The organism is Sedimentitalea sp., from assembly GCF_039973035.1.
GTDB lineage: Bacteria > Pseudomonadota > Alphaproteobacteria > Rhodobacterales > Rhodobacteraceae > Sedimentitalea.
The window spans coordinates 290,918-316,845 of the sequence record NZ_JBDWLR010000060.1; the positions used below are offsets into that span (position 1 = coordinate 290,918).

General features: G+C 58.1%; 30 protein-coding genes and 2 pseudogenes. 13 read left to right on the top strand and 19 right to left on the bottom strand.

The window, feature by feature from the left end; all coding sequences use genetic code 11:
• Positions 1–88: 88 nt before the first annotated feature.
• Positions 89–1,015, top strand: a complete 927-nt coding sequence (locus tag ABJO75_RS15810; RefSeq protein WP_348134519.1) for a transketolase — start codon at positions 89–91, stop codon at positions 1,013–1,015.
• 12 nt (positions 1,016–1,027) lie between these two features.
• Positions 1,028–2,032, top strand: coding sequence for a transketolase C-terminal domain-containing protein (locus ABJO75_RS15815; protein ID WP_348134521.1), 1,005 nt, complete (start codon positions 1,028–1,030; stop codon positions 2,030–2,032).
• 166 nt (positions 2,033–2,198) lie between these two features.
• Here the strand turns inward: ABJO75_RS15815 and ABJO75_RS15820 are convergent, their stop codons facing one another.
• Genes ABJO75_RS15820 through ABJO75_RS15830 form a run of 3 tightly spaced genes read right to left on the bottom strand, consistent with a single transcriptional unit; the run spans position 2,199 to position 4,770 of the window.
• On the bottom strand, positions 2,199–2,954 hold the full coding sequence (locus ABJO75_RS15820) for an ABC transporter ATP-binding protein (protein WP_348134523.1): 756 nt from the start codon (positions 2,952–2,954) through the stop codon (positions 2,199–2,201).
• Positions 2,954–3,682, bottom strand: a complete 729-nt coding sequence (locus tag ABJO75_RS15825; RefSeq protein WP_348134525.1) for an ABC transporter permease — start codon at positions 3,680–3,682, stop codon at positions 2,954–2,956. The genes ABJO75_RS15820 and ABJO75_RS15825 overlap by 1 nt, the downstream gene beginning before the upstream one ends.
• 53 nt (positions 3,683–3,735) lie before the next feature.
• Positions 3,736–4,770 carry an ABC transporter substrate-binding protein gene (locus ABJO75_RS15830; RefSeq protein ID WP_348134527.1) on the bottom strand — a complete coding sequence of 345 codons (1,035 nt, stop codon included), beginning with the start codon at positions 4,768–4,770 and terminating at the stop codon, positions 3,736–3,738.
• Positions 4,771–5,108: 338 nt separating this feature from the next.
• Here ABJO75_RS15830 and ABJO75_RS15835 point away from each other — a divergent pair, with 338 nt between their 5' ends.
• The 3 genes from ABJO75_RS15835 to ABJO75_RS15845 all read left to right on the top strand — a co-directional run bounded on the left by ABJO75_RS15835 (position 5,109) and on the right by ABJO75_RS15845 (position 8,440).
• Positions 5,109–5,747, top strand: coding sequence for a glutathione S-transferase family protein (locus ABJO75_RS15835; RefSeq protein WP_348134529.1), 639 nt, complete (start codon positions 5,109–5,111; stop codon positions 5,745–5,747).
• 144 nt (positions 5,748–5,891) lie between these two features.
• Positions 5,892–7,847 carry a bifunctional 2',3'-cyclic-nucleotide 2'-phosphodiesterase/3'-nucleotidase gene (locus tag ABJO75_RS15840; RefSeq protein ID WP_348134531.1) on the top strand — a complete coding sequence of 652 codons (1,956 nt, stop codon included), beginning with the start codon at positions 5,892–5,894 and terminating at the stop codon, positions 7,845–7,847.
• Between the two features lie 197 nt (positions 7,848–8,044).
• Complete coding sequence (locus tag ABJO75_RS15845) at positions 8,045–8,440, top strand: VOC family protein (protein ID WP_348134533.1); 396 nt, start codon at positions 8,045–8,047, stop codon at positions 8,438–8,440.
• A 4-nt stretch (positions 8,441–8,444) separates the two neighbouring features.
• On the opposite strand, the gene ABJO75_RS15850 is transcribed toward ABJO75_RS15845, so the two are convergent.
• Together ABJO75_RS15850 and ABJO75_RS15855 are read right to left on the bottom strand one after the other, a co-directional pair.
• Complete coding sequence (locus tag ABJO75_RS15850) at positions 8,445–9,272, bottom strand: amidohydrolase family protein (protein WP_348134534.1); 828 nt, start codon at positions 9,270–9,272, stop codon at positions 8,445–8,447.
• A gap of 41 nt (positions 9,273–9,313) precedes the next feature.
• A complete protein-coding gene (locus ABJO75_RS15855) occupies positions 9,314–10,105 on the bottom strand; it encodes an IclR family transcriptional regulator (protein ID WP_348134536.1) in 792 nt (263 codons plus the stop codon).
• Between the two features lie 136 nt (positions 10,106–10,241).
• Here ABJO75_RS15855 and ABJO75_RS15860 point away from each other — a divergent pair, with 136 nt between their 5' ends.
• From ABJO75_RS15860 to ABJO75_RS15895, 8 genes are all read left to right on the top strand, one after another.
• Complete coding sequence (locus tag ABJO75_RS15860) at positions 10,242–11,564, top strand: extracellular solute-binding protein (RefSeq protein ID WP_348134538.1); 1,323 nt, start codon at positions 10,242–10,244, stop codon at positions 11,562–11,564.
• A 71-nt stretch (positions 11,565–11,635) separates the two neighbouring features.
• Positions 11,636–12,529 carry a sugar ABC transporter permease gene (locus ABJO75_RS15865; protein WP_348134540.1) on the top strand — a complete coding sequence of 298 codons (894 nt, stop codon included), beginning with the start codon at positions 11,636–11,638 and terminating at the stop codon, positions 12,527–12,529.
• Between the two features lie 5 nt (positions 12,530–12,534).
• Positions 12,535–13,398 (top strand): carbohydrate ABC transporter permease, encoded by an 864-nt coding sequence (locus ABJO75_RS15870; RefSeq protein WP_348134542.1) that lies wholly within the window; start codon positions 12,535–12,537, stop codon positions 13,396–13,398.
• Positions 13,399–13,402: 4 nt separating this feature from the next.
• The gene (ugpC, locus tag ABJO75_RS15875; RefSeq protein WP_348134544.1) at positions 13,403–14,497 is read left to right on the top strand and encodes a sn-glycerol-3-phosphate ABC transporter ATP-binding protein UgpC; all 1,095 of its coding nucleotides are present in this window, start codon (positions 13,403–13,405) and stop codon (positions 14,495–14,497) included.
• A 3-nt stretch (positions 14,498–14,500) separates the two neighbouring features.
• Positions 14,501–15,613: a mandelate racemase/muconate lactonizing enzyme family protein gene (locus ABJO75_RS15880; protein ID WP_348134546.1), complete on the top strand. Its 1,113-nt coding sequence runs from the start codon at positions 14,501–14,503 to the stop codon at positions 15,611–15,613.
• Positions 15,613–15,942, top strand: a complete 330-nt coding sequence (locus ABJO75_RS15885) for an L-rhamnose mutarotase (protein WP_348134548.1) — start codon at positions 15,613–15,615, stop codon at positions 15,940–15,942. Before ABJO75_RS15880 ends, ABJO75_RS15885 begins: the two co-directional genes overlap by 1 nt.
• A 59-nt stretch (positions 15,943–16,001) precedes the next feature.
• Positions 16,002–17,309 (top strand): L-fuconate dehydratase, encoded by a 1,308-nt coding sequence (locus ABJO75_RS15890; protein WP_348134550.1) that lies wholly within the window; start codon positions 16,002–16,004, stop codon positions 17,307–17,309.
• Positions 17,309–18,274 (top strand): aldo/keto reductase, encoded by a 966-nt coding sequence (locus tag ABJO75_RS15895; protein ID WP_348134552.1) that lies wholly within the window; start codon positions 17,309–17,311, stop codon positions 18,272–18,274. Before ABJO75_RS15890 ends, ABJO75_RS15895 begins: the two co-directional genes overlap by 1 nt.
• 86 nt (positions 18,275–18,360) lie before the next feature.
• On the opposite strand, the pseudogene ABJO75_RS15900 reads toward ABJO75_RS15895, so the two are convergent.
• The 14 genes and pseudogenes from ABJO75_RS15900 to ABJO75_RS15965 all read right to left on the bottom strand — a co-directional run bounded on the left by ABJO75_RS15900 (position 18,361) and on the right by ABJO75_RS15965 (position 25,746).
• Positions 18,361–18,837: pseudogene (locus tag ABJO75_RS15900) on the bottom strand (AbrB family transcriptional regulator).
• A 77-nt stretch (positions 18,838–18,914) separates the two neighbouring features.
• The gene (locus tag ABJO75_RS15905) at positions 18,915–19,241 is read right to left on the bottom strand and encodes an AbrB family transcriptional regulator (RefSeq protein WP_348134578.1); all 327 of its coding nucleotides are present in this window, start codon (positions 19,239–19,241) and stop codon (positions 18,915–18,917) included.
• A gap of 76 nt (positions 19,242–19,317) precedes the next feature.
• Positions 19,318–19,791, bottom strand: a complete 474-nt coding sequence (rraA, locus tag ABJO75_RS15910) for a ribonuclease E activity regulator RraA (protein ID WP_348134554.1) — start codon at positions 19,789–19,791, stop codon at positions 19,318–19,320.
• 7 nt (positions 19,792–19,798) lie between these two features.
• Positions 19,799–20,437 carry a 3-oxo-tetronate 4-phosphate decarboxylase gene (otnC, locus tag ABJO75_RS15915; RefSeq protein ID WP_348134556.1) on the bottom strand — a complete coding sequence of 213 codons (639 nt, stop codon included), beginning with the start codon at positions 20,435–20,437 and terminating at the stop codon, positions 19,799–19,801.
• Positions 20,434–21,552, bottom strand: coding sequence for a 3-oxo-tetronate kinase (gene otnK, locus ABJO75_RS15920; protein ID WP_348134557.1), 1,119 nt, complete (start codon positions 21,550–21,552; stop codon positions 20,434–20,436). Before otnK ends, otnC begins: the two co-directional genes overlap by 4 nt.
• The gene (locus ABJO75_RS15925) at positions 21,527–21,700 is read right to left on the bottom strand and encodes a hypothetical protein (protein WP_348134559.1); all 174 of its coding nucleotides are present in this window, start codon (positions 21,698–21,700) and stop codon (positions 21,527–21,529) included. The genes otnK and ABJO75_RS15925 overlap by 26 nt, the downstream gene beginning before the upstream one ends.
• On the bottom strand, positions 21,694–22,176 hold the full coding sequence (locus tag ABJO75_RS15930; RefSeq protein ID WP_348134561.1) for a hypothetical protein: 483 nt from the start codon (positions 22,174–22,176) through the stop codon (positions 21,694–21,696). The genes ABJO75_RS15925 and ABJO75_RS15930 overlap by 7 nt, the downstream gene beginning before the upstream one ends.
• 284 nt (positions 22,177–22,460) lie before the next feature.
• Entirely contained in the window at positions 22,461–22,601 is a 141-nt protein-coding gene (locus tag ABJO75_RS15935) for a hypothetical protein (protein WP_348134563.1), read from the bottom strand.
• A gap of 24 nt (positions 22,602–22,625) precedes the next feature.
• Positions 22,626–22,892 carry an isocitrate/isopropylmalate family dehydrogenase gene (locus tag ABJO75_RS15940; protein WP_348134580.1) on the bottom strand — a complete coding sequence of 89 codons (267 nt, stop codon included), beginning with the start codon at positions 22,890–22,892 and terminating at the stop codon, positions 22,626–22,628.
• 71 nt (positions 22,893–22,963) lie between these two features.
• The gene (locus ABJO75_RS15945; RefSeq protein ID WP_348134565.1) at positions 22,964–23,125 is read right to left on the bottom strand and encodes a hypothetical protein; all 162 of its coding nucleotides are present in this window, start codon (positions 23,123–23,125) and stop codon (positions 22,964–22,966) included.
• 12 nt (positions 23,126–23,137) lie between these two features.
• Entirely contained in the window at positions 23,138–23,530 is a 393-nt protein-coding gene (locus ABJO75_RS15950; protein WP_348134567.1) for an isocitrate/isopropylmalate family dehydrogenase, read from the bottom strand.
• Between the two features lie 44 nt (positions 23,531–23,574).
• Positions 23,575–24,776, bottom strand: a pseudogene (locus ABJO75_RS15955) (tripartite tricarboxylate transporter permease).
• A 12-nt stretch (positions 24,777–24,788) separates the two neighbouring features.
• Positions 24,789–25,220 (bottom strand): tripartite tricarboxylate transporter TctB family protein, encoded by a 432-nt coding sequence (locus ABJO75_RS15960; RefSeq protein ID WP_348134568.1) that lies wholly within the window; start codon positions 25,218–25,220, stop codon positions 24,789–24,791.
• A gap of 76 nt (positions 25,221–25,296) precedes the next feature.
• Complete coding sequence (locus ABJO75_RS15965) at positions 25,297–25,746, bottom strand: tripartite tricarboxylate transporter substrate-binding protein (RefSeq protein ID WP_348134570.1); 450 nt, start codon at positions 25,744–25,746, stop codon at positions 25,297–25,299.
• Positions 25,747–25,928: the final 182 nt, after the last annotated feature.

Genomic DNA, 25,928 nt, shown 5'->3' on the forward strand with positions numbered 1-25,928 from the left:
GTCCTTTCCACCCCGCTTCTGCGCGGCGCTTGACTTTTACATATGGTAGATTTAGTAACTTTTGTAAAGTATCAAATCAGAGGACGCCATGCAGAACGAGAGAACCACAGAAGACATCGCACTGGGAATCCGGCGTCGCGTCTTTGAGCATACGATCCGCAACAATGGCGGGTATCTGAGCCAGGCCTGCTCTGCTGCCGAACAACTTGCATGGCTTTACAATGAACAGCTGAATCTGGGCGAACCCACCCTGCCGATGATCCCCAAGCCCTTTGAAGGTGTGCCCTCGCCGTCAAACCCGGATTATCATACCGGTGCCGGATACAACGGCCCGGCAACCCCAGAATTTGACCGTCTGTTCATCGCACCCGCGCATTACGCACTGGTGGCATATGCGACGCTGATCGAAGTTGGCCGCATGGCTCCCGAAGGGCTGGAGATGTTCAATCAGGACGGGTCCTCAGTCGAGATGATCGGCGCCGAGCATTCCCCCGGAATGGAGGTTCACAACGGCACGCTTGGCATCGGGCTTTCAACAAGTGCGGGGCTGGCCTATGGCCGCAAGCTGCGCGGCGAACCCGGTCGCACATGGGTCTTTATGTCTGATGGCGAAGTGCAGGAAGGCCAGACCTGGGAGGCCGTTCAGGCCGCACGCTTTCACGGCATCGACAATCTCTGTGCCATCATGGACGTGAACGACCAGCAATGCGATGGCGCTATGGAGAGCGTGATGGAAGTGGGCGACATCCGCCGCAAGTTCATCGAATTTGGCGCGGCCTGCGTGGAAATCGACGGGCATGATCTGGGCGCGATGCGCGACGCGGCGAACGAGTCACATGACGGCAAGCCGTTGATCATCCTTGCGCGGACTTCGCCCTTTCAGACCATGCCGATCCTCGAGGAACGCTTTCCCCGACTGCACTATGTTCGCTTCAAATCGCCGGACGAACGCGCCCGGTTCAACTCGTCGATTGCCGCCGATCTTGGCGTCGACCCCATTGATTACGCCCATTGAGGAGCCCCGCACATGGTTGAAATGGTATCCCGCCCCTATGCGTCGGCGTTTGAAAAATTCGCTGCCGGCAATCCAGACATTCTTTGCCTCTCGGCCGACCTGACGTCGTCATGCGAAGTTGACGGTTTTCGCGACCGGCATCCGGATCAGTTCCTGTCGCTGGGCATGGCCGAGCAGAACATGCTGAGCTTTGCCGGAGGTCTTGGTCTTGCCGGGTTCCGGCCCTTCATTCACACCTTTGGCGTATTCATGTATCGCAGACCCTATGATCAGCTGATGGCCTCCATCGCCTATCCCCGTCGCAAGGTGCGACTGATGGGGTTCTTGCCGGGCGTAACCACGCCGGGCGGCATGACGCACCAATCAATCGAAGATATCTCGGTCATGCGGTCGATCCCCAACATGACCATCCTTGAGACCGGCGATGCCACCGAAGTCGAAAGCATCTGCGAGGCTGCCGACAGCATTGACGGTCCGGTCTGGTGTCGCGTGCTGCGCGGTTCGGTGCCTCGGTTGTTTGACACACCGATCAAAGTGGGTGAAATGCGGGTGCTGTCAGAAGGCGACGACATTCTTGTCGTGACCTCGGGTATCAGCACCGAAGAGGCGATGCGCGCCCGCTCGGCGCTCGCAGATGCCGGACTGTCGATCCGGCACATCCATCTGCACACGATCAAACCCTTCGATCACAGGCAGTTGCTGGACCACATCGGTTCGGTCAAACACGGCGTCATCACGCTGGAGAACCACGTCACCGAAGGTGGCATCGGATCGCTTGTCGCCGAAACCATGGCCGATGCCGGGGTCGGCAAGCGGTTGGTTCGGTTGGGGCTGAAAGATACCTACGCCCATGGCGGCTCTCGCGCCTATCTGATGCGCTATTACGGGCTGGACGCGCTGGCGCTTGTCAGCGGGATCGAGGATCTGATGGGCAAGGAATTCGGGATCACCGAAGATGATCTGGCCACCGCTCGCGTCGATGACGTGCACTCGCTGGTCAAGGCCGAAGCGCTTTAGCTCAAGATACCGCTGCCGATACACAAGCGCCCCGAGAGATCGGGGCGCTTTTTTTCATGCCCGCTTCACTGGACGCAAATTGCACAGAAAGCCACGCCATTGGCGCGAAAAAACGCGCCGGTCACAGGGACCGACGCGTTCAGTTGCCCCAAAAGGCCAGGGAGGTTTAGTGATCGAGCATGGCCCAGAGGCGACGCTTGATAGCGAGGAATTCTTCGGTCAGGCGCATCTCGTCATTGCGTGGTCGCGGCAGGCTGACTTCTTCAATGTGATGCACGCGGCCGGGGCGCGATGACAGCACGATGATCTTGTCGGACAGAAAGATCGCCTCTTCGATGTCATGGGTCACGAAAACAACGGTCTTTTTAGATTTCTGCCAGGTCGCCAACAGATCGGATTGCATCCGTTCCTTGGTCTGTGCATCCAGCGCGCCAAAGGGTTCATCCATCAGCAACACATCCGGATCGTTGGCATAGACGCGACCGATATCGACTCGCTTGCGCATCCCGCCCGAAAGTTCGCGCGGCCAGCGATCCTCAAATCCCTTGAGACCGACCAGTTCGGTCCACTTGGCCTCAATCTCGGCCTGTTCGCTTCGCGAAGCACCACGAAGCCGCGGTCCGTAAGAGATGTTCTTGGCAACAGTCATCCACGGAAAGACAGCATCCTGCTGGAACACCATGCCCCGGCGACGGTTGGTGCCTTCGATCACTTCGCCATCGAGCGTCATTTCCCCGTCCGAAGGCGAAAACAGGCCTGCCATCATCTTGAGCAGCGTGGATTTCCCACAGCCCGAGGTGCCGATGATCGAATTGAACGAGCCGGATTCGAACGTCAGGTCGATCTTGTCCAGGACGGTTAGCGCGTTCGGCCCGCCCTTGCCAAAGGTATGTGTCAGGTTGTCGACATCGATCTGGGGCATTATTCCCGGGCCTCCGACCATTGCATGAGATACGCTTGAATTTTGCGGAAGATGCGATCCATGATGAATGCGCAACCACCGATGATGACGATGACCATCATGACCTGATCGGTCAAAAAGTACCGTCGGCCTTCCTGCAAGAGAAAGCCAAGCCCGTTCTGGGCCGCTAACAGTTCGGACGCAACAAGCGTCGTCCAGGCCGCAGCCAGAGCGATGCGATACCCCGTGATGATGAATGGCGTTGCCGCCGGCACCGCGACAGTGCGAAACACCTGAAAGCGGCTCGCGCCCATCGTTGATGCAGCATCAACATAGACTTGTGGCACGTTCTTCATGCCGGCAATCACGTTCACGACGCAGACCATGAAACAGGCGATTGTGATGATCAGCACGCGGCTGAATTCGCCGATCCCGAACCAGATGATGATGATCGGAATATAGGCCAGCGGCGGAATCGGGCGCAGCGCCTCGATCAACGGATCAAACAGGTATTCCACGACCTTGTACCAACCGACAAGGCAGCCGACGATCAACGCCAGCGTGGTCCCGATGAAAAAGCCCATCGCGATCCGAAAGAGGCTCGCTGCGAGCGCCGTCAACAGACTGCCGCTGGTCAGATTGGTTTGAAACGACTTCAGAATATCCGAGATCGGCGGCAACAGCGCCGGATTGTTGTCAGGTTGGTTGGTGATCCAGACATAGATCGCGAACACGGTGGCGATCGACAAGGCGCCCAGCCACAGGCGCCTTGAACGAAGGGTATGTAGCAATTGCATGGCGGTCAGAGCTGCGCGACGATCTGGTCGGAAACCAGCGCGTCAAGATCGGGCATGTTGCGGATACGGTCGTTTTCGACCAGGAATTCCGACTGCACGTTAAGCGCATTCTTGAGAATACCATCGGCATAAACCGCCTTGATCTCGGGCGTGTCAAAATAGAAATACCCGTTGAGCAGCGGCTCGACCTCTGCTGCGGTTACGCCTGCACGGCCAATTCCGCTTTGCCATGCGATCATCCGCTGGACGACCTCTGCATTGTCGTCACGCAGCATGCCGACCCCCTGATCGTGGAACGCACGCACAACTTCGGTCATGGCCTCTTGCTTGGCGTCCATCGTCTGTTGCGTCGTCATGAACACGTCCATGATCGACGGCCGCTTGTCGATTGGCATGGCGGCACCTTCGGCCAGCATGCTGGCACCGGGCAGCTTCTCAAAGATCAGCTGGCGTGACGTGGCCAGCGGTACCGTGGCATCCACGGCGCCGGCAATCAACGCGGCTTGCGCGTCGATCGGCTCCATATTGATCCGGGTCATTGGCATCTCTGCCAGCCCGGCCTGTTCAAGCGCCACGCCAAGAAAGAAATCGAAATTAGAGCCTGAAGTTACCGCAATACGCTTGCCTTCGAGATCGGCAAGACCTTGCATCCCCGGCTTACCAACGATGGTAAAGAGGCCGGATGCGTCGCCACAGACCGAGATCTCGCGGAAATCAGCCACATTGCGCGCCATCGCCGCCAATGGCGGTACCGAACCAACAGTGATGGCGTCGACAGAGCCACCCACCATCGCCTCGATGGCCGGAGGCCCGGAAGGAAATACGTTAAACTCCATCTCGACACCGGGCGCAAATCCCTGATCCTTAACAAGCCAGTAAATGCCAAAGGAATAGGCCGGAATGATGCCGATACTCAGCTTTTCAATTGCGGCATGGGCCTTGCCAACAAAGAAGGTCGGAGCCGCAAGCGCCGCACCCGCAGCGATGCCCCCCTGCAGCAATGCGCGGCGTGAAACATAGCCGGTTTTTGAGTTTGCCATCTTGTCCTCCCTCGTGGCAGACCACAGAGCCTGATCAACAGGGCCCTAATCCCGCCCCACTATTTCCATCTATTTTACTTTTGTCAATTTATTTCTCATATGATAAGTTTCGTGCCGCTGCCCTGATCGACCACAAACGGCTCTGCGTCAACCACCCGCATCCCGCACTACGACACCAGCGCAGCCGGATGGAATGCGTCGGCGCTTTCACTTGCAGGGCATCGCAATGGCGTGCTCTTCGAAATCTCCGATACAAGCATCAGCCCCCCTTGCTCCAACGCCCGGCAACGACCACATTCTCCCAAACCGCTTGACCCAAACCCAAAAGGACCCGCCCCATGATCGACCTCTACTCCTGGACGACGCCGAACGGACGCAAGGTTTCGATCCTGCTCGAAGAGCTGGGCGTGCCTTACACGTCCCACGCGATCGACATCACTAAGGACGAGCAGTTTGATCCCGCGTTCCTCAAGATCGCGCCCAACAATCGGATTCCGGCCATCGTTGATCAGGAAACCGGGCAGACCCTGATGGAAACCGGCGCGATCATGCTGTACCTCGCTGACAAGTATAAGAAATTCCAATGCGAGGGTGCCGAGTACTGGCGCATGATGGAATGGTTGATGTGGCAGATGGGTGGCTTTGGCCCGATGCTCGGTCAGGTCCACCACTTTGTGAAGTACAACCGGGGCAAGTCTGAATACAGCGAACAGCGTTATCTGTCAGAGGCTGCTCGACTCTATGGCGTGCTGAACACACGACTGGATGGGCGTGATTACATCGCGGGCACGGGACGGGGCGAATATTCAATTGCGGATATGGCCTGCTGGCCCTGGGCCGCGCGCTTTGACTTTCACGAGACCGACCTGAAGGACTATTCGAACGTGCGCGACTGGTATCTCCGCATTGCCGAACGCCCCGCCGTCCAACGGGGTTATCAAGTGCCCAAATACGTGTCGGACATTCCCATGCCCTAAGCGCTTGCCCTTTCTCAACCGTACCGACGAAAAACAGGCTCGTTTAACCGCCGGGCAAGGCGATGTCCCGGCTTGCGAGATGTCACCAGAGAGATACAATCGCGTGGCATCCGAACCGGAAATCAATTCTTGGGGTACACACCAATGTCCATCGTGCTTGACCGTCGCAGCTTTCTCGCTGGCACAGCAGGCTTTATCGCGCTGCATCCGTTCTCGGCAAATGCCACCCCCAATCAGGCGCACTTGCGGATCATGGAGACGACGGACCTGCATGTGCATGTGTTCCCCTACGACTACTACGCGGACAAGCCACGCGATACGGTTGGGTTGGCCCGCACAGCATCATTGATCCAAGGTATTCGCGACGAGGCGTCCAACTCCCTGCTCATCGACAATGGCGATTTTCTGCAAGGCAACCCAATGGGTGACTATATCGCCTATGAACGGGGGATGAAGGACGGCGACACCCATCCGGTGATTCAGGCAATGAACACGCTTGGGTTTGATGCCTCTACCCTAGGCAATCATGAATTCAACTATGGCCTCGATTTCCTGATGAAATCGCTGGCGGGAGCGAATTTTCCTGTCGTCAATGCCAACGTCGCGTTGGAGATGGGCGCCGATCCGACACAGGACAAAACCCTGATCCCGCCTTATGTCATTCTCGATCGTATGGTGACAGATGGATCAGGTGCAGAATATCCCATCAAGGTGGGCCTGATCGGGTTTGTCCCGCCGCAGGTCATGAACTGGGATCGCCGTCATCTGGAAGGCAAGGTGCAGGCGCGGGATATCATCGAAACCGCCAAGGCCTATATCCCGCAGATGAAGGAACAGGGCGCGGACATTATCGTCTTGCTGTCACACTCGGGAATTGGCGCAACCAATGCCTCGGACGGAATGGAAAATGCGTCGGTCCCGCTGGCCGGGCTTGACGGTGTCGATGCCATCCTCACGGGGCACAGCCATCTGGTTTTTCCCTCGCCGGACTATGCGGATTTCGCCGGGGCCGATGTTGATGCAGGCACGTTGATGGGCACGCCGGCCACGATGGGCGGCTTCTGGGGTAGCCACATGGGCCTGATCGATCTGCTGGTCGAAAAGGACGGCAATGAATGGCGCGTCGTTTCCGCCGAGACCGAGGCCCGTCCGATTTCTAAGCGCAACGAGGATCGCTCGGTCACGCCGCTCGTCGACAGCGATCCCGAGGTCTTGGCATCGGTGCAGACCGAGCATGACGAAACGTTGACCTATGTGCGCCGCGCCGTCGGCAAGACCGATGCGCCCCTGCACAGCTATTTTGCACTGGTCGCCGATGATCCATCGGTACAGATCGTTTCCATCGCCCAGCTCTGGTACATTGACCAGATGTTGAAAGGCACGCCGCACGAAGGTTTGCCGGTCCTGTCCGCCGCGGCCCCGTTCAAGGCCGGTGGTCGGGGTGGTCCGGACTATTTCACCGATGTGCCAAAGGGCGACATTGCAATCAAGAATGTCTCGGACCTCTATCTCTATCCCAACACCGCCCGCGCAGTGCGCGTCACCGGGCAGCAGGTCAAGGATTGGCTGGAACGGTCAGCCGGCATGTTTAACCAGGTCACGCAAGGCGCGCAGGATGTGATACTGCTGAACCCCGCCTTCCCAAGCTACAATTTTGATGTGATCGATGGTGTGGAGTACCAGATCGACCTGTCGCAGCCGTCAAAGTATGATCCCAAAGGCGTGCTGATGGACGCGAGTGCGAACCGTATCGTGAACCTGACATTCAACGGTGCGCCGCTGGACATGAACGCAGAGTTCATCATCGCGACAAACAACTATCGCGCAGGCGGCGGCGGCAGCTTTCCCGGCGCGACGGCGGAAACCACAGTGTTTGAAGGCCCCGACACCAACCGCGATGTCATCGTGCGCTATATCGTCGAAAAGGGCACGATCAGCCCACGCGCTGACGGCAACTGGTCCTTTGCGCCACTCGAAGGCACCACGGTCCTGTTTGATACTGGACCGGCGGCCAAGGCCTATCTCGACCAGGTGGACGCCAAGATCGAAGAGGCTGGCGACGGCCCTGACGGTTTCGCGCGCTTTCGCATCACGCTCTGACGGACCGAGTACCGTCAGGAATTTGACCTGCCGCCTGCATTGCCGGTTATCCACTGGCAATGCGTGCGCTGAAACAATATGCAGGACCATCAATCATCTTGCCGTCTGACCCATTACTTTGCGCGCTGGCTGTACCCATTGCGCACTCCTTTGCGGTAGGGTCCGGCACGGCAAGACTGCAATCCGGAGAATAAATCTTGGCAAAACTTGTACACACAATGATACGGGCGACCGACGAAGCCCGATCGCTGAAATTCTACACGCAGGCATTTGGATTACAGGTTGCCGACCGGCTCGATTTCGAGGGGTTCACTCTGGTCTATCTGTCAAACGACGAAAACACGATCGAACTTGAACTGACGATCAACAAGGGCCAGACCGAGCCTTACGACCTCGGCAACGGCTTTGGGCATATCGCCTTTGTTGTCGAAGATCTTGACGCCGAACATGCGCGGTTCGAAGCCGCTGGTTTCTCACCACGCAAGGTCGTGGATTTCAATCACGACGGCGAACCGCTTGCTCGTTTCTTCTTTGTTCAGGACCCGGACGGGTATGAGATCGAGGTCATGCAGCGACTGGGCCGCTATCAATAACGCGCTAGCTGTTTACCGTCAGACGCGGATAAGCAGCGTGCACGTTGTCGGGCATGGTGCTCTGCCCCGCCTCTTCATGGCGGCGGACCGCGATATCTTTCCAGGTCTGATAGTCCGAGGCGAGGTTGAGTACCGGCCAGTCACTGCCAAACAGCAGCCGGTTTTCGGGGAATACCTCAAACACGTGGTTGATGAACGGTTTGAGATCGGCTTCGCTCCAATCCTGCGCCGTCTCGGTCACCAGACCTGACAGTTTGCAGTACACCGCCCCATCTTTTGCGATGTCGGCCAGATCGCGCGACCAGTCATCAAAATGCTTGTTGCGGATTTCCGGCTTGGCACAATGATCAACGACCACGCGCAAATCGGGGTATTTCGCGAGGAACACAAGCAAATGCTTTAGATGGCGCGGCATCACCAGCGCGTCAAAGGTCAGATTGTGTTCCACCATGGCCGCAATGCCCGGCCCAAGCGTGTCGCGCAGCATCCACCTGTCATCGGGAATATCCTGGATCATGGGGCGTAAGCCGACCAGCTTCGGATGCGCCGCCAGCCGAGCGATTGATTTTGGCGCAGTGTCAGCCTCAAGGTCGACCCATCCCACGACACCACGAATCCAATCATATTCATCGGCAAGTGACAGCAGAAATTCGGTTTCAGCCTCGGTATCGGCGGCCTGAACCGCGATTGTTCCGGTAACGCCCACAGCGTCGAGCAGCGGCTTCAAATCCGGCGGCAGGAAATCACGATAAAGCGGCGCAAGTTCAGATGTGAGCCAGCCATAATCTCCACGGTCGAGTTTCCAGAAGTGCTGATGTGTATCGATAACCATCATCTGTGCCTTTGAATTGAAAGTCAGTTGCGGCGGGCGCGCTAGTTGTCGTCGTTCTCTGTTGAGCCGCCGTAAATTGCCGTTAGATCCCTTGCCAACTGACCGTGCATGGCAACCACTTCATCCAATGCAGGAACTTTCAGATCATCGACACGCTCCAGAAAGGGGCAACTCAGGACTGCTGCGGCGCGACCGTCGGGGCCAAAGATCGGAAAAGAGATGTTGGTGACGCCGATTGCCGTATCCGACGGCCTCCTCTCATGACCTAGCTCGCGAATGCGCTCGATGTGACCGAAGAAATCATCCCGGTCACAGGCAGGCTCGCCAATCGCCAGCCTGTGCTGTTCGATCAGCTCCTCGATTTCGTCATCATTGCGAAAGGCAGCCAGGACCCGCCCAGAGCCGGTGTTCCACAGCCCGACCACAGTGCCGGTTTTCAGGGCCAATCCCCAATTCCCCGGCGATTCCGCCGAGGCCACGATCACGATATCGCCGTTGCTCTCCATGCCCATATGGCAGGATTGCCAGGTCTTGCGGGTCAATGCCCGCATTTTGGGCAATCCGTTCTCGATCATCCGACCAATTGGCGGGTGTCGTTGAGAGATGGAAAACATCTTGAGGCTCAGCGAATAGCGATCACCCGACAACGACCGAATGACATACCCACGACGAACGAGGGTCGAGAGCATGCGGTAGATCTCGGAGGGGGATCGGTCGAGTGATTTTGCGACTTCGCCCTGTGTCAGACCCTCGCCGTAACTGGCCAGAAGCTCGATGATATCGAGCCCCTTTTCGAGCGCCGGAGCGCGATATTTATCTGTGGTATCGTCCATCCCAAACCTGACTTACTTCGCCAAAGGCGATTCTCGGGTACAAGTTGAACCAAGTCAAGGTTGATTTGTAAATGAATAGATGATTTACATACAAATACGATGGAGGAACTGCCCAGCACGACTTTAGGAGGAGAGAATGAGGAAACGCAATTCTATCAGGGTCTTGATGGCGAGTGCCGCCATTCTGACCGTGGCCGACTCGGCCATCGCTTCGGATTGGGGCAGCTTTGATGGCGCCACGGTCGAGGCGAAGCTCATCGGCGGTCAGCAATACGAGGCGCTGTATGGCCGCATTGCGGACTGGGAGGCCGCAACCGGTGCAACCGTCAACATCATCTCAAAGAAAAGCCACTTTGAGATCGACAAAGAAATCAAATCAGACATGGCAGCGGGCACCACCAACTGGTGCGTGGGGTCCAACCATTCGTCATTCGCCCCCCAGTACGAAGGTCTGTATGTCGATCTGAATGGGCTTGTCCCCGAAGAAACGATTGCCGAATTCGTACCGGGGAACATCAAGGCATCCACTGTCGACGGTGAGCTTTTGATGCTGCCGCGCGCGCAATTCGATGTTTCAGTCCTGTATTACCTCAAGTCGAATTACGAAGACGCCGACAAGGCTGCGGCATTCAAGGCCGAATACGGCTATGATCTGGCCGTCCCGGAAACCTGGGAGCAGGTCAAGGATCAGGCGATCTTTTTTGCCGACCCGCCGAACTTTTACGGCACGCAATACGCCGGCAAGGACGAAGCGATCGTCGGTCGTTTCTACGAGATGGTCGTGGCCGAGGGTGGCAATTATCTGGATGAAGACAAAAAGCCGATCTTCAATTCCGAGGCCGGTCAACGTGCCCTGCAATGGTTTGTAGACCTCTATGATGCCAAGGCCGTTCCGGCTGGCACAACCTCATACGTCTGGGACGATCTCGGGCAGGGTTTTGCAAGCGGGACAGTCGCGCTGAACCTTGACTGGCCGGGTTGGGCCGGGTTCTTCAACGATCCTGAATCGTCAAAGGCCGCTGGAAACGTGGGTGTCGCAATCCAGCCGATGGGATCAGCCACCCGCACGGGCTGGTCGGGCCATCATGGGTTTTCGGTCACCAACGATTGTGAAAACAAAGAGGCCGCAGTGTCACTGGTCAAATTCCTGACCAGCGAAGAAAGCCAACTTGCCGAAAGTTCCGGTGGGTCCTTGCCAACCCGGTCAGCGGTTTGGGCGGCAAATGTCGAGGCCGCACAGGCGGGTGATGATGCCTACCGCGCCGAAGCGCTTGCGGCGTTTGCGGCCGGTGCCGAATATGCCTTTGCCGTTCCGCCGATCCCGGAATGGGGCGAAACCACCAACATCGTGTTTCCGGAACTTCAAGCCGCGATTGTCGGTGACAAGACCGTCAAGGAAGCACTGGATGACGCCGCCGCCGAGGTGGACGAACTGATGCGCGAGTCCGGCTATTACTAGGCCACATATCGTGACGGGGGCGGGCCTGCCCTGCCCCCATACGCCGCCGCGAACTTGCCAATAGGTGCATCATGATCCGCCGCCGCTTGCCCGAGTGGTTTGTCCTTCTGTTGCCTGCGATCATCGTAATCGCCGCAGTCGTGCTGATCCCTCTCATCTTTTCGCTGTATTCGAGCTTTACGCCGTACAAGCTGACGCGCCCCTCGACTTTGTGGAAGTGGGTTGGCACGTACAATTATGAAAAGATCCTGACGGACGCAAAATTCTGGGCGGCCTTCGGGCGCACCGTGCTGTTCCTGACCATCGTCCTGAACGTGGAACTGCTCCTTGGTCTTGGTATCGCACTCTTGATGAACAAGGTGACATGGGGGCAGCGCACGTTGCGGACGATCCTGATGTTCCCGATGATGTTCTCGCCGATCCTCGTGGGGTTTCAGTTCAAGTTCATCTTTAACGACAACATCGGTCTGGTGAACAACGTGCTGCAATCGCTGGGGTTCAACGCCGCGTTGCCGTGGCTGGTTGACGGCAAGCTGGCCATGTTCTCGATCATGTTCGCCGAGATCTGGATGAGCACCTCGGTCTTTGCAATCCTGATCCTTGCGGGCCTTTTTGCCATGCCGCGCGATCCGCTTGAGGCAGCCAAGGTCGATGGCTGCACCCCCTGGCAGACATTTCGACACATCACGCTGCCGTTTCTGATGCCATTTATCTATATCGCAATGACGATCCGCAGTCTTGATGTGGCGCGGGCCTATGACATCGTACAGATCATGACAGGCGGTGGCCCCGCACGTCGCACAGAACTCTTGTGGACGTTGATGAGCCGCACCGGCTATGTCGATGCCCGCATGGGGCTGGCCAATGCGATGGGCTATGTCTCGATCATCCTGTCAATTCTCTTTACCATCTATTTCTTCCGCAAACTCAGCGCCGCGCGCGCCGAAATCGGCATGGCGGGGTAAGTCACATGGATAGCAATCTCGCCCATCGCAACCGCAAGCGCGCCCTGAAAATCCTTCATTTCATTGCGCTTTTCCTGACTATGACGATCATCTGCATTCCCGGCCTCTGGATCGTGTTGAACTCGTTTCGCCCAACGGTCGAGATCATGGCCAAACCGCCGGTCTGGAACCCCTCCTTCACACTGGACCACTATCGCGCCATGTTCGGCGGCGCCGGTGAAGGCGGTGTTCCGGTGTTCGCCTATTTCCGAAACTCGCTGATCGTTTCGGTCACATCGACCCTGATTGCCATTCTGATCGGCATGTCGGGCGGCTATGCCTTTGCGCGCTATCGGTTCAAGGGCAAGTCGGGTTATTTCGTCGGCTTGATGTTGTTTCGGGCGGTTCCCGGTGTTGCGCTCTCCCTGCCCTTGTTCATCGTTTTTGCCCGCGTCGGCATCATCGACACGCATTTCGGACTGATACTGGCCTATGTGGCGATGAACGTGCCGTTTACTATCTGGCTTACCGACGGATTTTTCCGACAAATCCCAAAGGAATTGCACGAGGCGGCCGAGATCGACGGTTGCACCCGCTGGCAGGCCTTTTGGCGGGTCGAATTTCCGGTGGCGCGGTCGGGTGTTGCCTCGGCTGCGATCTTTGCGTTCCTGACGTCATGGAATGAATTTGCACTGGCCTCGCAGCTCACCCGTTCGGTCGGCTCCAAGACGATGCCCGTGGGGCTGTTGGACTTTACCGCAGAGTTCACGATCAATTGGGGCGGCATGTGTGCGCTCGCGGTCCTGATGATCGTCCCCGCCCTGATCCTGACCTTCATCGTACAAAAACACCTGATTGCCGGTCTCACGTTCGGCGGCGTCAAAGGATAACGATATGACCGAAGTAAACCTTTCAAACGTCGTGAAAAATTACGGCAAGTTTCGCGCGGTGCACGGCATTGATCTGGATATCCAGGATGGTGAATTTGTCGTGTTGGTTGGCCCATCGGGCTGTGGGAAATCAACGACGCTCAGAATGATCGCCGGTCTCGAAGGGATCTCTGATGGCGAGATCAGCATCGGTGGCCGTGTCGTCAACGACCTGCCCCCGCGCGAACGCAACATCTCTATGGTGTTCCAGAACTACGCGCTTTATCCGCATATGACGGTGCGTGAAAACCTCGGGTTCTCCCTGAAGATCGCCAAGGCCGACGCATCAAAAATCGACACTGCCGTAACAGAAGCCGCCGAGATCCTCGGCCTGAATGAGCTGATGGACCGCAAACCCGCCGAGCTTTCGGGCGGGCAACGACAACGGGTCGCCATGGGCCGTGCCATCGTGCGCCATCCGGATGTGTTTCTCTTTGACGAGCCGCTTTCAAACCTGGATGCCAAGCTGCGCACGCAGATGAGAGTGGAGATTAAGAAACTCCATCAACGTGTTGGCAACACTATTATTTACGTAACTCACGATCAGGTCGAAGCGATGACATTGGCCGACAGGATCGTGCTGATGCGTGACGGGCATATCGTGCAGGTCGGCACCCCGCTTGAGCTCTTCAACGCGCCGGTCAGCACCTTTGTCGCGACCTTCATCGGCTCGCCTCCGATGAACCTAATCGATGGCACTGTTACGGATGCCGACACGATCAGCCTGTCCGGTGGGCTGGTTGTTCCGGTCCCTGTCGGCGCACGCGGTCTGGTCAACTTGGGTCAAAAAATTCAGCTTGGCTTTCGGGCGGACAATCTGATGCCCGAAGGTCATTCGGTGCAGGAAGACGGCGAAAAGACCGCGCTGGATCTGACCGTAACGTTGACAGAACCACTGGGCACTGAGACCTTGCTCTTTACCGATGTTGCGGGCACCGAGGTGCAGGCCAAGATGCTCAACCCGCGCCCTGTGCAGCCGGGCGAAACGCTGAAATTCCATCTGATGCTGGACAAATGCCATGTGTTTGATGCCGCCAGTTCAGACGCGATCCGGAGGTAGAATATGGCCAAGATCACGCGCGTAGAACTTCAGATGATCGAGCTTGTTCCCAAGGTAAAACGGGTCGACGCCATCCAGACATTTGTCAGTCAGGAAACGCCGTTTGTCACGATCTACGACAGCGACGGAGCCATCGGAACCGGGTACAGCTATACAATCGGCACCGGTGGCCCGTCGGTCATGGCGCTGTTGGAGCATACGCTTGCCCCCGCCCTGATCGGGCAAGACGCCGACAGGATCGAAGGCATTTGGCGCTATCTGCTGTTCAAGACCCATGCAACGGCGGTCGGCGCGATCACCTCTCTGGCGCTCGCCGCGATCGATACGGCACTGTGGGACCTAAAGTGCAAAAAGGCGGGCCTGCCGCTCTGGAAAGCCGCCGGAGGATCGCGCGAACACATCCCGCTCTACACCACCGAGGGCGGCTGGCTGCACCTCGAAACGCAGGCTTTGGTCAGCGACGCGCTCGAGATGCAGGAACGGGGCTTTCGCGGTTCCAAGATCAAGATCGGCTGCGAGCATATCAGCCAGGACGCCAAGCGGCTGGAAGCCGTGCGCGCCGCCGTTGGTGACAGTTACGAAATCATGACAGACGGCAATCAGGGGTTCACCCTGTCCGAGGCAATCCGTCGGGCGCGATTGCTTGAAGAATACGGCATCGGCTGGTTCGAGGAACCCATGCCAGCGGATGACGTGACGGCCCATGTCGAACTGTCGCGACGAACCTCGGTGCCGATTGCCGTTGGCGAAAGCATGTATTCCATGAGCCAGTTCAAGGATTATCTGCAACATGGTGCGGCATCCATCGTACAGGTCGACGTGGCGCGGATTGGCGGCATTACACCATGGCTCAAGGTGGCGCATCTGTCAGAGGCGTTCAATGTCATGGTCTGCCCGCACTTTCTAATGGAGCTGCATTTGTCACTGGTGTGCGCAGTGCCAAATGCAAAATGGCTCGAATACATCCCGCAGCTTGACAGCGTCACCAATGCACCCATGCAGATCACTGATGGCGTGGCCATTCCATCGCAGGAACCCGGTCTCGGTATCGACTGGGACAAGGACGCCATCGCCGCCAAATCGCTGATGTTCGCCACGATCGACGGAGAGACCTGATGCAACGCATGGGTATGGTGATCGGGATCAAGCCCGACATGATCGAGAGCTATAAACGCTTGCACGCCGCAGTCTGGCCCGACGTTCTGGCGCAAATCGCGCACAGCAACATCCGCAACTACACCATCTTTCTGCGAGAGCCGGAGAATATGCTGTTTGGGTATTGGGAATATCACGGCACGGATTTTGACGGTGACATGGTACGCATGGCCGAAGATCCCAGAACCCGCGAATGGTGGGCCCACACCGACCCCTGTCAATCACCACTGGCCAGCCGCAAGGACGGCGAGCAATGGGCGATGATGCAAGAAGTCTTTCACACGGATTGAAACATGACTCAGAATAATGGCCGGTTGAGCCATCAAAAGACACGCGAGGTTGCGTGCTGATGACACGCATTACAGGTCTGACGACGCATGATCTGCGGTTTCCCACATCCGAGTCACTGGATGGGTCGGACGCGATGAACCCTGATCCGGACTATTCCGCGGCCTATGTGGTGCTGGAAACCGACGGGCCGCACCGGGGGCATGGACTGACATTCACCATCGGGCGTGGCAACGAAATCTGCATCGCGGCGATCAAGGCCACGCGCCACCTTCTGATCGGGCTGGACCTCGACTGGATTTGCGAGGACATGGGACGTTTCTGGCGCCATGTCACCGGCGACAGCCAGTTGCGCTGGATCGGACCTGACAAGGGCGCGATCCATCTGGCGGCGGGCGCGGTGGTGAATGCGGTTTGGGACCTTTGGGCCAAGGAAGCGGGCAAACCAGTCTGGCAACTTGTCGCGGAGATGTCGCCCGAAGAGATCCTGAAGCTGATCGACTTTCGCTATCTGACCGACGTGTTGAGCAAGACCGAGGCCCTGGACATTCTGCGCGCCGGTGAACAGGGCAAGGCCGACCGAATCGCCAAACTGAAATCCGAGGGCTATCCCTGCTATACGACCTCCGCAGGGTGGCTGGGTTATCCGGACGAAAAGCTGCGCCGCCTTTGCCGGGAGGCCAAAGAGGCCGGTTTTACCCACACCAAGTTCAAGGTGGGCCGCGATCTGCAAGACGATATTCGCCGTCTGACCATCGCCCGTGAAGAACTGGGCGAGGACATGAACATCATGATTGACGCCAATCAGGTCTGGGAGGTCGATCAGGCCATCGACTGGGTCAAGGAACTGGCGTTTGCCCGCCCCTTTTTCATCGAGGAACCCACCAGCCCCGACGATATTCTGGGCCACGCCAAAATCCGGCAAGGCGTCGCGCCGATCAAGGTCGCAACCGGTGAGATGTGTCAGAACCGGATCATGTTCAAACAGTTCATCGCCGCCGGTGCCATCGATATCGTTCAGATCGATGCCTGCCGCATGGGCGGTCTGAACGAGGTTTTAGCCGTGATGTTGATCGCGGCGAAATACGACCTTCCGGTCTGGCCTCATGCCGGGGGCGTGGGGCTTTGCGAATATGTCCAGCACATGTCGATGATCGACTACGTCGCGATTTCGCGCGAAAAGGACGACAAACGGATCGAATTTGTCGATCACCTGCACGAGCATTTTGTCGATCCCTGCAATGTCGAGAACGGCGCCTATCGCGCGCCGCAAGCGGCGGGTTTTTCTATCGAAATGAAGGCCACCTCGATTGCAGCCTATGAATTTCGCGAAGCAAAGCCCGAATTGAACCCCAAGGAGCCGGCGTGATGCGTTTGAACAGAATCGGAAACACCGACGTCAAAGTCACCGAAATCTCATTCGGCTGCGCCAGCATCGGCAATCTCTACCGCGCGGCGACAGATCAGGCGGCGCAGGATGTGCTGCAATACGCGTGGGACGCGGGCATCCGCTACTTTGACACGGCACCACGCTATGGTCGTGGATTGTCCGAGCAGCGTCTGGGGCAGTTTCTCTCGCATATGCCGCGCGACAGTTTCGTTGTCTCGACCAAAGTCGGGCGTATTCTGTCACCGGGCGCGCCGATAAAAGAGGCGGACGGGTTTGTCGATCCGCTTCCCAATGCTGTGCGCCATGATTATTCGGGCGACGGTCTCGAAGCGTCACTGGAACACAGCCTCGGGCTGATGCAGACCACATATGCCGATATCGTTTTTGTGCATGACATCGGCACTTACACCCACGGCGCGGACAATGCCGCGCATATGGAGGCCTTTCTGGGGTCAGGATACGAGCGTCTGGTGCGCCTAAAAGAGCAAGGCAAGATCCGGGCGTTCGGGCTGGGTGTGAACGAGAATCAGATCTGCATGGATGTGATGGACCACGGCCCCATCGACGTCATTCTGCTCGCCGGTCGATTGACCCTGCTTGACCGCAGCGCCGAACAGGAATTGACGGCTCGATGCCGCGCGCAGGGCACGAGCCTTGTTCTCGGAGGGGTGTTCAACTCGGGAATACTCGCGACTGGTGTGGTTGACGGCGCGACCTATGATTACGAACCAGCCTCGCCCGAAATCATCAAACAGGTCGCGGTGTTACAAGAAAAAGCCGGTCAGCTTGGCCTGCCCCTGGCCACAGCCGCCCTGCATTTTGCGCGTCGGCATGAGCTTACAGCATCGGTGCTGTTGGGGACAGCAAAGGTTTCGTCGCTACAGCGGAATTTTGCGGCACTGAACACATCGGTTCCTGCGGAGTTTGATCAACACTTTGCATGAGGGCTCGCAAAGCGATGGCGCTTTGCACAATGATTAAATATCAAACGCTGTCACGTGTCGGGATTTCACTTTGTCGCGTTGTTCCGTCAGCAGAGAGAGCAGCAATGGGCAACAATCAGCGCGGCGAGAACCCGGAACATGTGATGCAGACCAACAAACGCAGAGTCGGTATTGACGGCAACCGCGATCAGCGACATTTCCGCAAGACCACCGGGTGCATAGGCCAGCAACAGCGCCAACGGGTCCCAGCCGGTGATCGTCACGACCAGCATGGCGACACCACTCGCGACGGCGATCTGAATTGTAACAACAGTGACGGCCAACCCCAATGACTATGCCAGCGCCGCCGGCGTTGTCCCGGCGAACCGGCTGCTCACGTTGATGCCGATAAAGATCTGGACCAGCACGGTGACAAAGTCTGGCATGGCAAATGTGGCAATCCCGCTCAGATGCAGCTGGCCGCCCACACACATCTGAGCAAGGACCAGCGGCGCAGGCACGCGCGTGAACCGATGGGCCAGTGGCCCGGGCGCGCCGGTCTTTCGCCATCCAATCTGAACCAACCGAGAAGGAAGGGCATCACCAAGATCGTCAGCGCGATGCGCAGGGCATGCACGATGGACACACGGGTTTCATCCGTTCAGGCCTTGTCAGCAAGAAGGATCATCTCGGCGACCCCGCCGGGAATGGCACACAGAACGGCCGATAGTTTCTCAAAACCGCCAATCCTGCGCAGCGCCACATAGCCAACCACAAACATGATCGCGAGCGCCAATAATAGACACAGGAGCGTCGTCCACAAGTCGGGGAACCACTGGACCAATTGCAACGTGATCGCGGCGCCCAGCATAGTCCCGACCAGGGTCCGGACGATCTGTTGAGCACTGCGGGGCAATTTGACCGGAACCTTGGCCAGCGAGGCGACCGTAGCTGCCAGCATCGCGTCGATTATCCACGCCAACGGCATGCCGCTCAGCGACAAAAGCCAAACGCCGCCAGCCCGATCGTGAGAACGGCGGGTCCGAATTATGCAGTCGCGATGTTCAAACCAGATTCTTTACACTGTGCAGAACGCCATCGGCATCGCCGTAGATCCAGTCGCCCGGGGCAAAGGAGGCACCGCCGAAATGAACATCACACCCGACCTTGCCCCAGCCATCCTTGGCACTTTTGACCGACGAGGTCGCCAGCGCAAAGACCAGAGTGTCCATCGTGTCAATCTCGGCGCTGTCGCGGATCGCGGCGTTCAGAACCAGCCCCGCCCATCCGTTCTGGATCGCCAGTTCAGCCAACATATCCCCCAGCGTGGCGATACGGGTCGAACCACCGCCATTCACAACCAGCACCCTTCCCTCGCCCGGCGTTTCAAGCTGGGCACGGATAACGGTGTTGTCCTCAAAGCACTTCATCGTCTGGATCGGGGCCGCGAAATGCGCGGTTTTACCAATCCGGCGAAACGGCAGATGGACGAGGGCCAGATCGGCTGCGTGATTGTCGATAAGGTCTGCGGTTTTCATATTATCTTCACGTGGTTCCGAATGTGGATTTGAGTTTTGCAAGCTGCGCGGCGGTCGGGTACCGGGTCTCTTGCCCGCGCAAAGCCACCAGAAGCTTTGCGGTTTCCTCTAACTCTTCTGCCGCGCAAACTGCCGATAACAGGTCTTTGCCCGAAACCACGGGTCCGTGATTTGCCAACAGCACCGCGCCGTATCGACCGTTTAACTCGCGGATCAATTCACCCGCCTTTGGGCCGCCGGGTCTCACATCTGGGACCAGCTTGACCGTACCCACGCGCATGACCACGTAGGGGGTCAGAGGCGGGATGCAGTCATCTGGATCGGTGTCTTCCAGACAGGACAGCGCCGTGGCCCATGTCGAATGCAGATGCACGACGGCACCCGCCTCGGGCCGGGTCTCGTAAAACGCCTGGTGCAAAGAGACCTCTTTTGTTGGCCGGTCACCGCCCACATGGGTGCCGTTTGCATCCAGCTTGCTGATCCGGTCGGGTTCGATCGCGCCAAGCGTCGATTTTGTTGGCATCATCAGCAGTCCGTCCGGCAATCGGGCCGAGACATTGCCCGCAGTCCCGACAGAGAACCCGCGATTGAACAACGAGGCGCAAAGCCGCGCCATCTGTTTCCTGATTTCCGCTTCGTTGCTCATGCCGATCCCTCCATGATGCGCAGCGCTTTGACATGGAAGTCGGGCGCACCAAAGTTGCCGGATTTCAGCGCCAGAGATACCGGAGCATCCGTCCCCAGCGACAGGACAGGAACCCCCGGATTAATCTCTGCACCGATCCGCATGGCAGGCGCGGCCAGTTCAGCGGCGACGGCCTGCGCCACCGCGCCCGACGTTTCTCCGCCCGCGACCACATGACGGCGATACCCGCGCCGGATCAGGTCGCGCGCAGTCTCGGCAAACAGCGTGTCCAGTTTGTCAGCCACGGCCTCGCGACGAAATTCAGAATGGACCCGCCGCACCTCGTCCGGTGTTCCGGAGGAATAGATCAACGGCGCGTTTCCAGTATTGGCGGCAAAGAACGCCAACAGATCCTGCTTGGTAACCCGACCCTCCATCGCGCCGGGAATGCCGAGCGCGAGTGTCGGATGTGCCTTTGCGTGAAGACCAATCTCTCCCCGCGTGGCACCAGAACAGGATCCCGCGAGGATCGCCTCGGGGCCATCAACCAGCGATGCCGTGGGTGTGTTTGCCGTGGCCTGCACGGTGCGGATAAAGTTACGCGGCAAACCGAGGGCAATGCCCGAGCCGCCGGTCAACAACGGCGCATCCTGCATCGCCGCACCGAGGGTCAGCAGGTCTTCGTCAGTCACAGCGTCAGCAACGACAAATCGGTCCAGGGTCTCTGATATCGCTTTGAGTGCCGCTGTAGTGCCCGCAAGGATCGTCGGCAGGACGAGATGGCTAACATCGCTCTCGGTCTGATGCCGCAGCCAGCGCCGAATATCGGATTCGGTCATGGGCGTCAGCGGATGGTTCTGCATGCCGGGTTCATTCAGCAAGACATCCCCGACAAACAAGTGACCCTGATAGACCGCTCGCCCCGTCGTCGGAAACGCCGGGCAAACCAGAACGCCCTTGGCATCAAGCGCATCGGCAAACGCGTCAGCAACGGGGCCGATGTTACCCGCACGCGTGGAATCAAACGTCGAACAATATTTGGACAAGATCTGCTGGCAGCCCTGCGCCAACAACCATTCCAGCGCCGCGAGGCTCTCCCCGACCGCCTGATTAACGGGAGTGGAACGAAACGACACCGGCTTCGATCTCGCTGGATGCCGGGACCTTGGGTACGCCAGGGTATTGCGCGGTCTTCAGCCCCCCTTCGGCGCCTGCACCCTTGGCGAGGGTGTTTGCCACATCACTGCCACCGGTGAAATCATCCGCGATCACGCCAATCAGCATGGGTCGTCCTTTCCGCCACGTTCTATGCGCCTAAGCATTTGCGTGATCGCGGCTTGGGGACTGGTCAACACCGGAATGGTTGTGCGCTCGCGGGCAGCGTCCGCCGCAGAGGCCATGGAAAACTGCGCGAGCAGGATCACATCGGCCCCCTTGATACCGGCAACGCAGTCTGCGGTCAGCTGGCCATGGGTCGCCCCGTCCTCTGCCCGCTTGGCCACCAATGCTCCGTCGCAGAACACCGAAACGATTTTGGCGGTGCTCCTCCGCGCCTTGGCGGCCTCGGAAAACTCCTGCTCCAAACCCGCGACGACAGGTGGAAAGGTATAGATCATCGCGATGCGGTGGCCATGTGAAAAGGCGGCGTCGAACATCGCCTCGTTGGGTTTCATCACCGGCACCGACGCCTCGGCACCGGCACGCTCGAACGCGGAGCCAAAGGCTGAACAGCACACCATCCGCACCGGCGGCAATAGCATAGCGGCTGAGACCAACAATCCGTCGGGAAAGGTCGGCAGTCAGTTCCGCCGTTTTCGCCCGATCCACTGAAAGCCCCTCTTCGAGTATCGACACGGTCTCGGCAGCGGGCCAGTGCGCCAGTGCGCCAGTGCCTCGATCGGTTCGATCGGCTCGATGGCAACGCGTGTCGCATGTATCAACGCGATGCGGGGTGGCTTAATCATGTCAGTCTCCAAAAAACCGAGGACGCGCGCAGAGACACCGTCGCAGGGAGGTGCGGACGATCCGCGCATGGGGAGGATTTTCAGACAGCCACGGCCTCTGCAACAAAGCTACCGAAGGCATCAGTGTTCACGTTGCCGCCCAGGTCGCGGGTGCATTTATCCGGGTCGTCGATGACCGCATCCACATCCCTGGCAATGCAGTTGCCCGCATCCATCAGCATTTGCACCCCACGCTGTTCACCCAGCTAGGTCAGCACCATCGCCGCCGACAGGATCGAAGAGGTGCGGGTTGCTGCGTTCCGCCCGGCGATGTCCGGCGCCGAACCATGCTGCGCCTGTGCGCAACACAAGCCGGTTTCGGTGTTGGCATTTACCGACCCCGCAAGGCCGAGCGAGCCGGACAGTTCCGATGCAAGATCGTAAAGGATATCGCCATATAAGTTGGTGGCCACCACAACATCATAGTTTTCCGGTTTGCGTACAACCAGTGCAGCAAAGGCGTCTACAATCAGCTCTTCTGTCTACGCCTCAGGGAAATCCTTGGCAACCTCTCGGAAGCGTTCGAGAAAAAGCCCATCCGTCATCAGAAAGGAATTGGCCTTGTGAATTGCCGCCACCGTTTTTTGCGCTGCATCGCCAGCTTGAAGGCTTCACTACAGATGCGCATGGAGCCATGGCTCGTGATCTTGCGCACGAACAGCGCCATGTCAGGATCGGGCATCATCTCGCTCACACCTTTGAACATGTTGCGGTCAGGCTAAAAGCCCTTGGTCGCCTCGCGCATGATCACAAGATCTATCCCCGGTGCCTTGTTGGGAATGAAATCGCGGGTGCGTGCCGGACGCACGTTGGCATAAAGATCAAGGCCGATGCCGAACGCGGCAGAGACATTGCGCCCGCCTTCGACCACAGGTGGATAGTCCATATGCGATTGCGGGCCGAGGATTACGCCGTCAAACTCTGTCCGGGCCCGCTCCAGGACCTCGTCGCGCAAGGTGACTCCGTGCTCTTTAAGGCTGGAAAAACCGGATGACTCTTCCTCGAATGCCAGGCCAAGATCGAAACGCTTGTTCGCTGCTTGGACGACCTCAAGCGCCGCCGCCATGATTTCGGGGCCGATACCATCGCACGGCAGGGCCATGATACGCATTCTTCTCTCCTTTGATCGGCCTGTTGGGCCAAAATGTGGTCGGATCAGGGATCAATCCCCGACAAATTCTTCTTCGGGCGAGCGGCTTCCATCCGTTTCTTAACACGATGGCCCATCAACATCGGCAAGACAAAGCCAATGATCGCGATGATCCAGAGAATGATCGCCAAAGGACTGCCCACAAGCACAAGCCAGTCGCCGTCCGAGATCGTCATGGCGCGACGCAGGTTCACCTCCATCTGGTTGCCCAGCGGGATTCACAGGATGACTGGCACCAACGGAACTTCCAGCTTGCGCAACAGCCATCCCGCGACACCAAAGCCCACCACCGGCATCAGGATGCGGGTCGGCACCATCAGCACGCGGGTAAAGATGCCAACCAGCGGGATGTTCATCGCCAACAGGATGAAGTTCGCCAGAAACAACGCCGCGATCAGACCTCAGACCACGTCGGGATTCTTGGTAAAAAGCAATGGACCGGGGGTGATGTTCAGTTGCAGCAGCACCGCCGTGGTCTTGGATCCGCGAACACCAAGCACCAGCGCTGGCCGCTGCTCCGCTGCGATGATGCTCCAAAATGATGAACACCTCGCTCAGCGTAAACAGGCCGACGATCACGATCAGGAAATCGATCCCGTCATAGAGGTGGATGTGATCAAAGGTGAACCGCTGCGAACCGGTCTGGCTGTCGCTGCCGGCATCGCAATGCCAAGATCAAGTGCCGCGGCAAAGGCATATTTCGCCTAATTGGTGGACGAAATGCCACCCAAGGTCGCGAACGCAACCGTAAACAGTCCGATGTATTCCGTAGGTCCGAACAGCAACGCGATCTTGACCAGTTGCGGTGCAAGCAGGACCAGCCCGCAAGTTGCCACGAACGCGCCCAAGAACGAAGCAACCCCCGACAGAAATAATGCCTCGCCAGCCTTGCCTTGCTTTGCCATTGGATAGCCCTCGATACAGGTCATCATCGCGGGTTCGTCACCGGGAATGTTCAGCAGGATCGAGCTGATCCGGCCGCCATAAATCGCGCCATAGTAGACGCTGGTCAGCAGGATGAGCGACGGGGTCGCCCGATACCGAGCGAGAATGTAATCGGGATCAGGATCGCCACGCCATTTGCAGGCCCAAGCCCCGGCTACGCCTCCATGAGCGTGTCAAGAAAACAGCCGACAACAGCCAGAAATAAGTTCTGCGGCGTCAGTGCGACAACGAAGCCATCCGCGAGAAGGGAGAGGGGTTCTATGTGATCGGCTCCTCAGAAGCCCAGGGGACCTTTGGCCAGTGCAAGGCCGAGGATCAGGTGGAACACAACGTAGACGCCGATCGATGTCGCAACGCCCACGGCGACGGACACAAGCGGTGGCGTACCCAGCCGCCAGGTCAGATAGGCGGTGGCGAAAATCGTGAAAATGACAAAGCCGAACTCGGGCAGCGCCCAAGAATAGACCAGCATCACCGCCGCCGCGACAACGATCTCGGCCAAGTCGCGCAGGATCGGCCATGCCGGGTCCTTGTCGGGGCGGATCATGAAGTAGATCGACGTGACGCCCAGCACTGCTCCGACGATATAGGGGAACGCCCGCGGCCCTACAACATCGACCATAAAGCTGTCCTTGCTGGTGGTCGCCGCCCAGATGTAAAAGATGGCAAGGACCAGCCCGAAACCACCAAAGATACGGTTTCTCATAGTCCTCTCCAGAATATTTTCGGATGAGATGTGCGCCGACCGATCCATCACGATCAGCCCGAACACAATCGATACGTCAATCGATGATGCCAATTTCTTTGGAGAGCTTGGTCACATCGGCAATGCTTCCGGCGACAAAGTCGTGCATGTCGTCGCCAAAGTTGTTGAACGGTTCGATCGCCGCCTCTTCGAGTGCTGCATGAAAACCCGGGTCTTCGGCCATTGTCATGATAGCGGCCTTCCAGAACTCCTTGGCCTCGTCAGACTCCCCTGCCGGCACGTAGAGGCCGCGCCAGTTGGCTCCCACCACATCATAGCCTTGTTCCCTTGCGGTCGGGATATCGGGAAAATTCTTTAGACGTTCGGGCGCCATGACGGCAATGATCCCAATGTCGCCGGATTCAAGAAACCCGAACATCTCGGAGAAATCCCCTGACAGCGCCTCGACCGAACCGGACATCAGACCGGTCATCGCCTCGCCGCCGTCCGAGAACGATACATATTTCAGCTGGGTCACGTCTTCCATACCCGCCTCGCGGACCACCAGCATCGGCTTGATATGATCAAAGCGGATGATGTGGGTGGCTCCTGCTCCACCGTCATCGAATGTGCCAAAGTGCAGTTATCAACGACTGCTAGGAAAGGAGCCACCCAATGACAGTTAAGACCGTAGGCCTGGATTTGGCCAAGGATGTTTTTCAAGTGCAC